The organism is Dictyobacter aurantiacus (assembly GCF_003967515.1).
GTDB classification, from domain to species: Bacteria; Chloroflexota; Ktedonobacteria; order Ktedonobacterales; family Ktedonobacteraceae; genus Dictyobacter; species Dictyobacter aurantiacus.
Map to the genome: position 1 here is coordinate 279,382 of NZ_BIFQ01000002.1, position 13,317 is coordinate 292,698.

The following is a 13,317-nucleotide window of genomic DNA, read 5'->3' on the forward strand; positions in this document are numbered from 1 at the left end:
CCTGACATCCTCAGGCTAGCGGTTCAGTATCTATGGTTATTTGACGATAAACTCTCTGGCGAAGCGACGCAGGGGCGTCAGGTCGGTCGCGCTGGGGAAGTCGATGATGATCTCGCCAAATCCCAGCCCTTCGAGGTTGGCGATGCGCTGACGGATCGTCTCGGGGCTGCCCACCAGGGAGTTCTCATGGAGTCCAGCACGAGCCTTCTCTGGAACCAGAGCCATGGCCTCCTCGTCGCTGTCAGCGATCGAGCAGAAGGCGCCGGTCGTGCAGTGGATGGTCTTGAAGTCGCGTCCAACGGTCTCGCAGTGCTGCTTCAATACATCCATCTTATGCTGCACCGTTTTGGTATCACCACCGAAGTTACAGGCATCACCATACTGCGCCACCAGCTTCAAAGTAACCTTCTCGCCAGCACCACCGATCAGGATCGGGATGTGCGGCTTCTGGACGCCCTTGGGCTGGTTGATGGCACCACGAACGTGGTAGTATTTGCCCTCGAATTGCGCCTCATCCTGCTCCCACATGGCTAGAATCACCTGCAAAGCTTCGCGCAGCTGGCGCAGACGCGTCGGCGCATCCGGGAATTCGTACCCGTAAGCCAGGTACTCGTGCTCATACCAGCCAGCACCGATACCGAAGTTCAGGCGACCATGGCTCAGGACATCCAGCGTACTGGCCATCTTGGCCAGCAAGGCAGGATTGCGATAGCTGTTACAGGCTACGATCTGGCCGATACGCACCCGCTGGGTATCACGGGCCAGCGCGGCCAGCGACATCATACACTCGAAAGTCACTTCCTGGGTCGGCGTTGGAACGGTATGAAAGTGATCAACCAGCCAGACCGAATCAAAGCCCGTCTCATCGGCAGCCTTCGCTACGTTGGTCATCGTCTCATAAGCTTCAACAGGATCGTTGATGCCCACGAGGCTCATTGTCCAACCATTGGGAAGAGAAATACCAAACTTCATGTACATCCTCTTTCACATAGATCAATCTTTGATCTAAACATCAACACACAACAATACATCCATGTCCTCATAACATCCATCCCATATCTCCCGAGCTTTCCTACATCCTTAAAGCCCCCGCTTGATTATAGCCCATGCTCATGACAATCCTCAAGGACAAAGCTGCATCTATGCTTATTATCAGACTTTGCTCCCGTTCTATCCCGCCATTTTTCCGGTTTTGAGGAGGTGAGGAAGAATAATAGAGAGAACACTTAAAAAAGCACATTTAGAATATGGGAAAAGGAAATCATACGATGGATATGAAAACAATTAGAAAAGAAAAATTCATCCAGGCCACACCAGAGCGAGTCTTTAAAGCGCTGACCGAAAAGCAAGATTTAGAGCGCTGGTTTGTGCAAGAAGTTGACATCGAATTGAAACCGGGGGGAACCATTCGTACAAATTGGGCGCCTGGCATGGGAGAACATGGAAAAGTAAAAGAAGTGAGGGCGCCTCAGCTGTTCAGTTTCACCTGGGAAGGTGCATTTTCTCCTACCCCGACAACCCTGATCTTTGAATTAAGAGCAACCAGGGATGGCACACTGTTAACATTTACCCATAGTGGTATCGGTGAGGGAAAAGGATGGGAAGCTTACGCCACTATGGACAAAGCGTGGGATGCTCATCTTAATGATTTAACATCCTGGATTGAAACAGGAACATGCCCACTACCGGGTCCCAGAGGATAATATAAGGAGCAATCATCTCATATGAGCCATGCTGGATTTCGCGAAATCCAGCATGGCTCATAACTTTATCGTGTCCGTTGCCCGAGAAAGTCAGAGCAGGGACGACTCCTTTTGTTCGACCAGCACCTCCAGGACCGTGGGGCCCTTGGCTTGCAGGTGCTGCTGGATGGCGGGAACCAGGTCCTGGGGCTGCTCGACGCGCCGGGCTTCACAGCCAAAACCACGGGCGATCTGCAGGATGTCGAGGCCCGGCAGGTCGAGGCCGGGAATCTTTTCGCCGACCTGTTCGAAGCGGGCAAAGGCTTTGAGAATGGCGTACGTTTCGTTGCGCAGGACGACGAAGAGGACTGGCAGGTGCAGTTGCGCGGCGGTCCACAGGGACTGGATCGAGTACATGCTGGAGCCGTCTCCAACCACACAGGCCACCGGTCGGTCGTGCAGGGCCAGCTTGACGCCGATGGCGGCTGGCATGGCGTAGCCAAGTCCCCCACTGGCAGTCATGTAGAAGCTGCCGGGATGGCTGGCCTTGACGTAGCGGCGCAAAATGCCTGCGGTAGAGGGAGACTCATCGAGCACGACGGTGTTCGCGGGCAGCTGCTGCCCAAGGGTGTGCATGAGAAAGGCCGGCGAGATAGGAGTTCGGGCCTCAGGCACCTCGGGCGTACGGCGCGGCGCGGGCTTTGTCCGCTCTGTATGCGGTAGCCGAGACAACAACTGCTCGATCGTCAGGGCGATATGCCCGATCACGCTGCGCCCCACCTGGATGCGGGCGGCCTCTTCGGGATCATTGCTGATGTGGATAACATTGGTGCCTTCTTTGACGATGGGTCCCGGCACATAGGGATAGTAGTGGAAGACGGGCCCGCCCACAACCAGTACAGTGTCATAATCGGACAGCTTCTCGGCCAGCAATCTGGCGGCCGGTGGCAGATCCCCTTGAAATAAGGGATGCGTATCGGGGAAGCCAACGCGAGCGGATAGCGGGGCGCGCCAGACGGCGGCGTTGGTGCGCTCGGCCAGTTCGATCATCTGCTGCCAGGCGCCATCGCGGTCAGCATCGGCCCCGACAACCATGGCCAGCTTCTGACTGTCCCGCAGTTGCCTCGCCACCTCTTGCAGCGAGATCGGATCGGGCGCGATGCGCCAGGCAACCTCGTGCAGGGCCAGCGGCTCAACCTCGGCATCCCAATCGTCCATGGGGATGGAGAGGAAGACGGGGCCGCGCGGCTGCTGGGTGGCCATGTGATAAGCCCGTATGATGGCCGCCGGCACATCCTGCGCCCGCGCTGGCTCATAGCTCCACTTCACATATGGTTTGGGCAGTTCAACGGCATCGCGAGCAAAGAGCAGTGGCTCCAGGGCCATCATGGCGCGCGTCTGCTGGCCGGCGGTAATAATCAAGGGGCTGTGATTATAGAACGCGGTCACGATATTACCCATGGCGTTACCCACGCCGGGCGCGGTATGCAGGTTGACCAGTGCCGCCTGCCCGCTGGCCTGGGCATAGCCATCGGCCATACCCAACACCGACGCCTCCTGCAGGCCCAGCACATAGCGAAAGTCATCGGGATAATCGCGCAGAAACGGCAGTTCAGTTGAACCTGGATTGCCAAAAATCGTCGTCAGGCCAAGCAAGCGTAATAAACGAAAGGTCTCCTCACGCACTGTCACCATAAAATGTCCCTTTCCAGCTAAAAATCATTCTCAACTCTCTTCTATTCTACCTTATATGCTAAGGGCGTACGCATTTTCTCGCTGAACTTGCATTTTGAATTTCCCGATTCATACGCCAGGATTATCCGCTGAGCGTGATCCAGGGTCAGCAAGAGGCCCGCCCGCATATATTTTCATGCACTTGCTGTTACATACTATTTTATTTATAATATGAATGCCACCTACATCAATTCACATCAATATTTCCAATTTTGCTCATATAACATATTTCTGACTATATATCCTTTGTTTAGTCTGCCAAAGGTCAATATAATGGTAAAGAAATTTTGTGCTGGCTATAAATTTGAGCTGTGCGCGGGGCTGCTGATTATCTGCGCCAGCGCACTGCGCCTCTTTCTCGCCTACAACGATTGGCCTCAATTGAATGCGGACGAAGGTGTGATGGGTATTATGGCCCGGCACATTCTGACAGGGGATCTTCCCATTTTTTTCTATGGGCAACACTATATGGGGGCGCTTGAAGCCTACCTTGGCGCCGGACTGTTCCTTTATTTTGGTAGTTCCACCTTCTCTCTTCGGCTGGGTCTGATCCTGCTATTTGCCATCTTTCTGGCCTGCCTCTATATATTGACCGCTCGCCTGTATACGCGGCGCTTTGCCCTCTTCATCCTCCTGCTGTTAGGACCTGGCTCCAACACGGTATTCTCGCGACAGTTGAATGCGATTGGAGGCTACATAGAGATTCTCCTATGTGGCACGCTCTCTTTTCTCCTCGCGCAACAGCTCGCTCTTTCTATAACTAGATCGAACGCTGCTACTATATGGAGAAAGGGGGGATATCTTCTCTGGGGCTGTATCGTTGGGATCGGGATCTGGAGCGATCTGCTGATCTTGCCAGTCATTGCGTGTTCCGCGCTGCTCCTGCTGTACTTTTGTTGGGCAGAATTGAAACGGGGGCATGTTCTACTGGTGCTGCTGGGGCTCATCATCGGAGCACTGCCGCTGATCCTCTATAACCTGTGCGCGGCACCGGGCCAGAATTCCTGGTCCGTCCTGATCGGGATGCAGGGGACGCCCAGGTGGTCTGTCAGTACTACCATGCAGCAGATTGGAAGAACTATGCTGTACAGCCTGCCAGCGATTACGGGCAATCCTTTCTGCCATACCGATGACCTGCCAGGTCTGAAGGTTCTGGGCTTTGAGCCTGTACAGCCGCTGGGTCCCACTTGTATCGTTGTCAGGGCGGGCTGGTCATGCATTTACCTGGCATTACTGTTGTACGCGACTATCCTGCTGGGATACCAGGTATGGAGGCATTTTTCCGCCTGCCAACGGCGTAAGAACGCGGGGGATGGGACATTCTCAGACGGTTTCATTCGCTCCTGCACTGCCCTGACCATCACGCTGCAGGCGGTGTTAACTCTGTATTCGTTTATGCGTAGCCATGCTCCTCTCGATGGAGCCTCGGTCTACTCCCGCTACCTGATCTGCCTCTGGATCGCGCTTCCCATCCTGCTCTGGCCCTTGTGGGATTTCGTGTCTAAACGCCTGATTATACATAAGGCCAAAAACCTCCGTGTCATGCTGATCATCGGACTGGTGCTGGTCATGCTTATCAGTCTGAGCTATGGCACGTACGAAACACTGAGCGAGGTGCCACAGGCCCGGACCGCCCACCAGCAGGAAGAGGCGCTGATCACCACCCTCTCCCAACACCACATCGCCCACGTCTACACCGATTACTGGACCTGCTACCGCCTGGCGTTCCAGAGCGCCGAGCGCATCACCTGCGGCGTAATCACAGATGATTGTTCATTTCAGCCCGATAAGCACAATAGATATCAGCCGTATTTTGATATGACCCGGCAGGATGCGCATGCGGCTTATCTATTACCGCTGGATACCTCATGCGCATCCGATCTCAAGCAACGAGGACTCTGTTCCCACTTCACAATCGGCGCTTACGCCGTCTTCGACGCCGAGCGAACATGCACCCAATCGCTAGCTTTTAAGCCTGCTCAACCATTTGTCCGCAACCTCTTTTTCCAGGTCGATGCCGCTCGCCCTGGCTAATAAGAGTATCTGACAAAAGACGTCGGCAACCTCAGCGTTGAACTCGGCTTGAATCTCTTCCAGGGGCTTGCCTTTTGTACGCGCTCTCCCTGACAGCATCAGGTAGGATTGGGTCAGTTCTCCGACCTCTTCCTGCAACTTGAGCACGAACCAGGTAGCGTCACGCTCGATATTGAATCGCTCGGCATAGCGCTGTGAAACCTGCTCGACACCTTCCGCTATCTCATCCAGATCCATCTATCGCTCCTGCTCATTCGCGCTCGACTGGCTATCCACACTGCCCGGAAGATGTTGCAGGGCGTCGCTGGCGCGCTGGATGGCGTAGCCGAGTCCGATGCTCTGCGCCAGCGCATGTGCCTGCTCATAACAGTCGCGGGCCTGCTGCGTCTCTCCACGCGCCTGGCGGATACCTCCACTGCTAAAGAGGGCAAAGATCTGGGCCCTTTTAACGTCCAGACGCCGCGCCAGTTCAAGCGCCTGCTGGGCGTGCTCGCTGGCACGGTCCAGTTCTTTTTGCTCCAGATACACATCGGCCAGGGTTACATGGGCGAAGGGCAGGTACATCTGCATCCCACACTGCTCGGCCATCTGCAGTGCCTCGCTGAAATAGCGTTGGGCCTCCGGCAGATTGCCCTCTCGTTGGGCGTGAAATCCAAGATGGCGCAGCGCCTCCGCCGCTTCCCTTGCGTAATTGTATTTTTGGGCCAGTTGCAACGACTGCGTGTAGTAGTCGTGAGCCTGCTCAGGCTGATCGATAATATCTGCAATCAAGCCCAGATGGAAGAGGCTCTCGCTGATACCGCGCTGATCCTGCAGTTCCTGCCTTCGTTCCAGACCCTCCTGAAAATAGCCCTGCAACAGCGAGGGATCACCCTCATGCCGATTGGAGGCCACCGTGTAGCCGGCGAAACCGATACTATCCACGGCATCGGCGATAAGCCGCGCATCGTCCACCTGCTTCCCGAGTTGCCGCGCCTGCTGCAACAGTTCGATCGCCTCATCCTCCGGTGCGTTCTCAAATTGTGTCTTGAGGGTCAGCATGCGTCCATAGCACAGCAGAAACCGCGCGCGCGCGGCTGCAGGCACCTCTGGTAGCTCAAGTAAAGATTGGCCGGCCCGCAATGTGTGCAACGCCTGCTCCAACCGACCACCCATAAAATAGGAGGTGACAATCCCCTCCATCGTCTTCAGCACCGCATCAAACTGTTCCGGCAAAGCTCGCTCCCCCTGATGTTGTTGCGTCATATATCCTTCCCTTCCCTTTTCAGCGTTTCTGAAATAGAGTATAGCAGATGCGGTTGCCGGCCATACACTACTTCAGAAATCTGCCCCGCCAATTGCTGGCTATCTATAAAGGCTGATCAGCGCAATCACGCCAAAGATGGTGATTACCAGGCCGGAAAGGCGATTGATCCACAGCAGCCAGCGCGCGTTGAAGCGCCCTCGCACCAGGCTGATGCCAGCGGTCAGGAACAACCACCAGAGGGCCGAGCCCAGAAAAACGCCGGATACGACGAGCAGGGCATTCACAAAGTTGCTGTTCCCACTCCCCACTCCCAGGCCGGCAAAGATCGCGGCAAAGGATAAGATGGTCACAGGATTGGTCAGGGTCAGTAAAAAGGTGGAAACGTAGGCTCCTAGCAAGCCATTGCCTTTAGATTTTGCGGTGCTGGCGGCCTGTTGCGCGGGCCTGGTGAGCATGGTTTTGATGCCGAGGTAGACAAGAAACAGGCCGCCGACCAGGCGCACCCAGCCTTGCTGACGCACCAGGAAGCCGGCGATAACGGTCAGGCCGAAGCCCGCGATACAGCCATACACGGCATCGCCACAAGCCACACCCAATCCTGAGATAAAACCATAGCGAAAACCCCTATTCAGCGTGCGTTGCATGCACAGTACGCTCATCGGCCCCACCACAGCGGCAACCGATAAGCCAATCAACAGACCCCGCAACAGAAAACTGAAGTCCATCTCTTCTCCTTCATCAGGAACGACCCGCTCTCATACACACAAAAAGAAGCCACCAGACCTGCGCGGGAGGTCTGGTGGCTTCTTTTCTATTTGCTTCTTTATACTCTATAACGATCAGGCTGTGAAGAGCATGCGCAGCGAACCATACCTCCAATGGAACTGGTTTCCCTGCTGCTGCTGAACTGCTGTCAGGCGTATACAATTGTCACAACACAATTCAGATTGGCCCATGCATTCTCTTTCATCTGATCAATCCAGCATACAAAAGCTGGACGAGCTAGCTGCTAGTGTACCATACCCACTCCATCTTATGCAAGCATCGACTCTATAGAACATCTGTGGACCCTGTTACACGTAAAACTTCTATATCATTTGAAATTAATCAGGACCGATTATGTCCAGTTCAACCTGTATACTTGGGGAACAATATTCTTTGGAGGGAAAACATGTCTGACATAACCGATTTCGATTTCTTTCTACATACCTGGGACGTTGTCAATAAGCGCAAGAAGGTTAACTCTCTCTATGAGAATCCTGAGGACAATCAAGAGGCTGAATGGGAAGAATTTACGGGCGTTTCGGGTATGGGGACGAAGTATTGCGATGGACGTGTGATGGTCGACCATTATGAGGGAATGTTCCCCTCTGGACAGGTCGTCAAGGGTGTCAATGTGCGGGCCTATAATCCAGAGACGGGCGAATGGTCGTTCATCTGGCTCGATAATCGCCAGGCTCCCGATTTTGAGCCGCTGGTTGGCAAATTCGAGAATGGAGTTGGCCGCTTCGATAGCTTCATCACCACAAACGATGGCAGGCGCGTGCTCGTTTGCTTTCAATTGGATCAGTTCACTGAAAATTCCTTCCGCTGGCAACAGTCTTTCTCGATGGATGACGGAAAAACCTGGGATGTGAACTGGATCATGGAGTCAACCAGGCGGCAGTAGCGTCCCCGGCACCACACCTTCAGACCCGCGCGTGGCATCGGCATCTATGGCCTTCAGAACTACTTCCGGCGGGCAACAGCGGCATAGCCCATGACGAGGGCTATGCCGCCCTTCCCGAAGCATCCACCTGAGCTAGCATCCAACAGTTGAGCTAGATCTATCAGCCCATCAGGACAACACACAAAGAATAGAGCTGTAAAACCCATCAATATAGAAAAGATATGGTAATATAAGAGCCATATCGAAGCACTCTATTGTACCTGATAAAGATAGAAGGAAGTATCTATGCCTCACGCGAATAGGGAAGAAGAGAAAAAGGCTGGAACGGTCATCGTGACCGGTGCCAGCCGTGGCATTGGGGCCGCTACCGCCAGGCTCGTGGGCGCGTCTGGCTTCGCCGTCGCGGTGAATTTCGCCAATGGAGAGGCTACTGCTCGACAAGTCGTTGCTCAGATCGTTGCCGCTGGCGGCCGGGCCATCGCCATCCAGGCCGACGTAGCGCGTGAAGAGGATATTCTGCGCCTGTTTGAGACGGCCGAGCGCGAGTTAGGTCCGCTTCAGGGACTGGTAAACAACGCCGGCATCACTGGTGGCTTTGCGCGCGTTGAAGATGTGCAGGCCGAAGCGATCACGCGCATGCTCGCGGTCAATGTCACTGGCACTATCCTGTGTTCGCGTGAGGCTGTGCGCAGGATGTCCCTGCGCCACGGCGGTTCGGGCGGCTCCATCGTCAACATCTCCTCGCTCGCGGCTCGCACCGGCGGCTCAGGCGAATGGGTCCATTACGCGGCCTCCAAAGGCGCGATCAACAGCTTCACCATCGGGCTGGCGCGCGAGGTCGCCAGCGAGGGGATCCGCGTCAACGCCATCGCCCCCGGCCTCATCGAGACCGATCTGCACGCCACCAACGGCGCCCCCGATCGCCCACAAAGAATGAGCCCGACCATTCCCATGCAGCGAGCAGGCACACCCGATGAAATCGCCGCCGGCGTTCTCTGGCTGCTCTCCTCGGCCGCCTCCTACACCACCGGCACTATCCTTGAAATCGGCGGCGGCCGCTAAAGATATGCAATTTTTGCTCTCTAATTGAAGGAAGGTGTTCACCTGATAAGGCATAATTCAATTTGTCGCCTTTCTGAACGCTTCCAGTGTATGCTGTGCGCCACACATCCTCCTCGACTTCAAGTCGATCAGAAGAGGAGAAACAGCAAGTGTTAAAGCCTTTATCCACAGATCCGCAGGCGACCTGGAAGCAGCGCTTCCGTGCCCCTATGCTGGGCTGGTCGCAGATCGCTCATCAGGCGCCCCAGCGGGGGCTGGTATTGAGTGATCTGTCAGGCAGCTATCAACTTCACGCCTGGGACGTGCTGTCAGGAAAACTGAGGCAGATCAGCAACGAGCCGCAAGGAGCATTCGTCGGTCGTCTCTCGGGGGATGGGCGCTACGTCTATTACCTGCATGACGATGATGGTGATGAGGTAGGCCATTTTGTCCGCGTGCCTTTTGAGGGCGGCGAGCCACAAAACCTCACCCCGGATCTCCCACCCTACCTGGCCGATCCGTTCATCAACCCTACGGGCAGGATGCTCGGCTTTCTAGTGGGAAAGAGCACAGGGATAGATCTCTACATCGTACCGCTCGGATCGGATGATAGCATCGGTTCGGTACAACACGTTTATCACAATCCGATTCCAGGTCTGCACGGTAGAAAGCTAGTGGCGCTTTCCAGCTCCGGTACAACAGCGGTGATGATCTCGCAGCCTCACAATCCCTTTATGTATGGTCAATTGCTATCTATCGACCTCGCTAGCGGGGACGTCATGGATACGTTGCAAGAGGAGCAAGGTGGTTATGTCTCAATGGGAGATTATTCGCCCGTCGTGGGCGATGAACGGCTGTGGGCCACCCTGCACCATGGTGATACTCAACAACATCTCGTCTGGAATCCACGGAGCGGGGAACGTTTCCCGCTAGTTCTGGATACTCTGGATGGCGCCTTCGCTCCATGTTCATGGTCGCCCGATGGTCGGAGCCTGCTACTGAAACAAGATCAACAGGATGGGACACGATTTGCCATCTATACGCTGGCCGACCACAGCGTGCAGGTGCTGGACAGTCTCCTCGGTACGTATTGGTGCAGCTACTATGGCAATGCCCACGAAATCTACACGCATTGGGGCATGATCCAGGATGGCGCTGTGCTTGGTCCCGAAATCATGGCTCTGGATACGAGTCAAGGTCAACAGCGACGCACACTGCTGGCCCTTGAGCAGGTTCCCGCCGGACGACCGTGGCGATCGATCACGTTTCCCTCTTCAGATGGCCAGGAGATACAGGCGTGGCTCATCATACCTGATGGCGAGGGACCATATCCGACGATCATCGACCTCCATGGAGGGCCGCATACGCAGCGCACGGTCGACCCGGCTCCAGATCTGCAGATGTGGGTCGATCATGGCTTCGCGGTCTGTAGCGTCAACTATCGGGGCTCAACCGGCTTCGGTCAGGCTTTTCAGGACCAGGTGCTGGGCAATCCCGGTTACTGGGAGGTGGAAGATATTGTGGCCGCGCTCCACTGGCTGGTCAATGCCGGGATCACCAATCCGCAAGCTGTACTGCTGACCGGCTGGTCCTATGGAGGCTACCTGACACTGCTCGCGCTCGGCAGATATCCAAAACTGTGGGTCGCGGGCATGGCAGGCATTGCCATCGCCGATTGGGCCCTGCTCTACGAGGATACCCATGAAGCGTTACGCCCAACCAGGCTGCTAGGAGGCACGCCCTCCGAGCGCCCGGAACAGTATCGCATTAGCTCACCCGTGACCTACGCGGAACAGGTGAAGGCACCTATACTGGTCATCCAGGGCCGCAACGACTACGGCTGTCCGCCACGCCAGATAGAGCGCTATGTAGCTCGCCTGCAAGCGCTCGGCAAGTGGATCGAAATCGACTGGTTCGACTCCGGACACGGGTCGCTGGTGGTCGAGGAGAAAATCGCCCAGTACGAGCGCATGCTGACGTTTGCCTACGCAACTCTCACTGGAGATCACACCCGCTAAAAGACAAGGCGTACGATCCAGTTGTGCTGTGATCGTACGCCTTGAGTGGTTATTCAGATGGCTTTGGCTCGATGGGCAGCCCGGCTTCTTTCCAGGCGTCCCAGCCGCCGACGAGGGCGTAGGCGCGCGGCCATCCGGCTCGTCTTAGCTCTTGCGCCACACGGGCGCTTGTCTCTTCGTTCCGTCAGGTGCAGTAGCCGATGAGCCAGCCGTCACGGGACAGTCCCAGTTCCGTCGCGTCTGTCACCGCCTTTTCAGGCGAGAGGCGGATGGAGCCTTTCGCCTGTTCGTCGCTCGCACTATAGGGACGCAGCTTGCGCACATCCAGGATAACGACCTTCGCATTCCTTTTCCAGAGGTCACGCAGCTCATCAATAGAGATACGGATCGAGGGCTGCGGCCCGCTCGTTTTCACCGCCTGAGCCATCTCCGTCTGGACGCCTGACGTACCATCTCGCTGCTCCTCTACCGGCGCAGGCGGCGATAACAGGGGAACGGTGATAGGCTGCCGACGTGGGCGCGCCTCTCTCGGTTCACTACCCGGACCACCGCTACCTTGCCGCGCCTCTACTGGCCGGCTGTCATGGCCGCCTTCATCATAGAGAGCCCCTTCCGACTCGTTGCCGGGCCCGCTCGCCGCATGAGACGGAGGACCACGGCGCTTTTTCTTGCGCGCCAGCAGGAACATGGGCGCGCTCCCATGCACGACGACGGAGAACAGCACAACCAGCGCGCAGATCGGAAACAGCGCCTGCGAGCCCGGCAGGCCCGCGAAGACCGGCAGCAGGATCAGCAGCAGCGAGCTGAGTCCGCGTGGTCCAAACCAGGAGATCAGCAGGCGATCGCGCGGCGCCAGCTTTACACGCGCCAGGGAGATCAGAAAGGCCACCGGGCGCACCAGCAGGGCAAGCAGTGCGAACAGAATAAGCATACCGTTAATCTGTCCCAGGCCGCTCCAGATCAGCGCGCTACCGAAAAGCACGAAGGTAAAGAGCAGCGTCATCTCCGCCGTTGTCTCACCGTACTCTAGAAAACAATCACAGAGTTCAACATCAAGTAGCGAGATGGTCAGACCAGCCGCGAAGGCGGCCAGAAAGCCGCTGCCATGCACAGCCTCCGCCGCCGCATAGGCGGTAAAGGCGATACCCAGCGAGAAGATCGACTCGTAGTCCCTCCGGATACCGATGCGTCTGCGGATCAGATCCAGCGTGGCTACACCAATCACGCCCACCAGGATACCGGCGCCAGGACCCAGAATCAGCAGGTCGAGCGCCAGCTTCGCCCACTCAGACGGCGTGGCGGAAGTCTTAGGATCTAAGAAGACCATCGCTACCAGCACGATCGGCAGCAGGACGATATCATTGAGGCCGCTCTCCAGGCGCAGCACCAGGCGCGCGGTCGAGGGAATCTCCTCGCGGCGCAACAGGCCGCGCAGCAAAACGGGATCAGTCGAGGCCAGCGCGGCTCCCACCAGCGCGGCGGCCGCCGGCGCCAGCCCCAGCAGCCCCCAGCCCGCTACCCCTACCAGGAAGGCCGAGAGTAGCGTTCCGGGTCCCAGCACAAGCAAGACCAGTGGACCGGCTTTCTTGATCTCAGAAAAATCCAACGCGATAGCGTCGGTAAATAAGACCAGCACCAGGCTCAAGGTCGATACAATATGGATGCTGGGAGAATCGATCGTAATATGCAGCACATTCAGGCCCACCGGACCCAGGGCCGCTCCCAGGGCCAGAAAGGCCGCCACCTGGGGAAATCCGCTCTTCTCAATCACCCCCGAGAGGAGGGCAGCTATAATAATGACCACGCCTACAAGAGCCAGTATGCTTACCAGAGACTCGGCGCTCAGTTCATTCATCGGCAACTCCCGGTCGAGAATCACAAGGTCAGTTCATC

12 protein-coding genes are annotated in these 13,317 nt (G+C 56.4%); 5 read left to right on the top strand and 7 right to left on the bottom strand.

Features of this window, described 5'->3' with window-relative positions; translation table 11 throughout:
- Positions 1–36: 36 nt before the first annotated feature.
- A complete protein-coding gene (locus tag KTT_RS26025; protein ID WP_162854203.1) occupies positions 37–978 on the bottom strand; it encodes an LLM class F420-dependent oxidoreductase in 942 nt (313 codons plus the stop codon).
- Between the two features lie 290 nt (positions 979–1,268).
- Between KTT_RS26025 and KTT_RS26030 the strand changes: the two genes are divergently transcribed.
- The gene (locus KTT_RS26030) at positions 1,269–1,703 is read left to right on the top strand and encodes an SRPBCC family protein (protein ID WP_126600301.1); all 435 of its coding nucleotides are present in this window, start codon (positions 1,269–1,271) and stop codon (positions 1,701–1,703) included.
- A 90-nt stretch (positions 1,704–1,793) separates the two neighbouring features.
- Here KTT_RS26030 and mdlC read toward each other — a convergent pair whose 3' ends face one another.
- Complete coding sequence (mdlC, locus tag KTT_RS26035) at positions 1,794–3,377, bottom strand: benzoylformate decarboxylase (RefSeq protein ID WP_126600303.1); 1,584 nt, start codon at positions 3,375–3,377, stop codon at positions 1,794–1,796.
- Between the two features lie 312 nt (positions 3,378–3,689).
- Here mdlC and KTT_RS26040 point away from each other — a divergent pair, with 312 nt between their 5' ends.
- Positions 3,690–5,450 carry an ArnT family glycosyltransferase gene (locus KTT_RS26040; RefSeq protein ID WP_126600305.1) on the top strand — a complete coding sequence of 587 codons (1,761 nt, stop codon included), beginning with the start codon at positions 3,690–3,692 and terminating at the stop codon, positions 5,448–5,450.
- Here KTT_RS26040 and KTT_RS26045 read toward each other — a convergent pair.
- The 3 genes from KTT_RS26045 to KTT_RS26055 form a co-directional block, all read right to left on the bottom strand.
- On the bottom strand, positions 5,379–5,687 hold the full coding sequence (locus KTT_RS26045; RefSeq protein ID WP_126600307.1) for a nucleoside triphosphate pyrophosphohydrolase family protein: 309 nt from the start codon (positions 5,685–5,687) through the stop codon (positions 5,379–5,381). The genes KTT_RS26040 and KTT_RS26045 overlap by 72 nt on opposite strands.
- The gene (locus tag KTT_RS26050; protein ID WP_126600309.1) at positions 5,688–6,695 is read right to left on the bottom strand and encodes a tetratricopeptide repeat protein; all 1,008 of its coding nucleotides are present in this window, start codon (positions 6,693–6,695) and stop codon (positions 5,688–5,690) included.
- A gap of 99 nt (positions 6,696–6,794) precedes the next feature.
- Positions 6,795–7,421 carry a LysE family translocator gene (locus KTT_RS26055; protein WP_126600311.1) on the bottom strand — a complete coding sequence of 209 codons (627 nt, stop codon included), beginning with the start codon at positions 7,419–7,421 and terminating at the stop codon, positions 6,795–6,797.
- A 446-nt stretch (positions 7,422–7,867) separates the two neighbouring features.
- On the opposite strand from KTT_RS26055, the gene KTT_RS26060 reads away from it, so the two are divergent.
- The 3 genes from KTT_RS26060 to KTT_RS26070 all read left to right on the top strand — a co-directional run bounded on the left by KTT_RS26060 (position 7,868) and on the right by KTT_RS26070 (position 11,424).
- Positions 7,868–8,365, top strand: a complete 498-nt coding sequence (locus KTT_RS26060) for a DUF1579 domain-containing protein (RefSeq protein WP_126600314.1) — start codon at positions 7,868–7,870, stop codon at positions 8,363–8,365.
- A 285-nt stretch (positions 8,366–8,650) separates the two neighbouring features.
- Positions 8,651–9,427 carry an SDR family oxidoreductase gene (locus KTT_RS26065; protein ID WP_126600316.1) on the top strand — a complete coding sequence of 259 codons (777 nt, stop codon included), beginning with the start codon at positions 8,651–8,653 and terminating at the stop codon, positions 9,425–9,427.
- Positions 9,428–9,576: 149 nt separating this feature from the next.
- On the top strand, positions 9,577–11,424 hold the full coding sequence (locus KTT_RS26070) for a S9 family peptidase (protein ID WP_126600318.1): 1,848 nt from the start codon (positions 9,577–9,579) through the stop codon (positions 11,422–11,424).
- Positions 11,425–11,473: 49 nt separating this feature from the next.
- Here the strand turns inward: KTT_RS26070 and KTT_RS37790 are convergent, their stop codons facing one another.
- Both KTT_RS37790 and KTT_RS26075 read right to left on the bottom strand, forming a co-directional pair.
- A complete protein-coding gene (locus tag KTT_RS37790; protein ID WP_371864910.1) occupies positions 11,474–11,584 on the bottom strand; it encodes a rhodanese-like domain-containing protein in 111 nt (36 codons plus the stop codon).
- 24 nt (positions 11,585–11,608) lie between these two features.
- Positions 11,609–13,279 (bottom strand): cation:proton antiporter domain-containing protein, encoded by a 1,671-nt coding sequence (locus KTT_RS26075; RefSeq protein ID WP_126600320.1) that lies wholly within the window; start codon positions 13,277–13,279, stop codon positions 11,609–11,611.
- Positions 13,280–13,317: the final 38 nt, after the last annotated feature.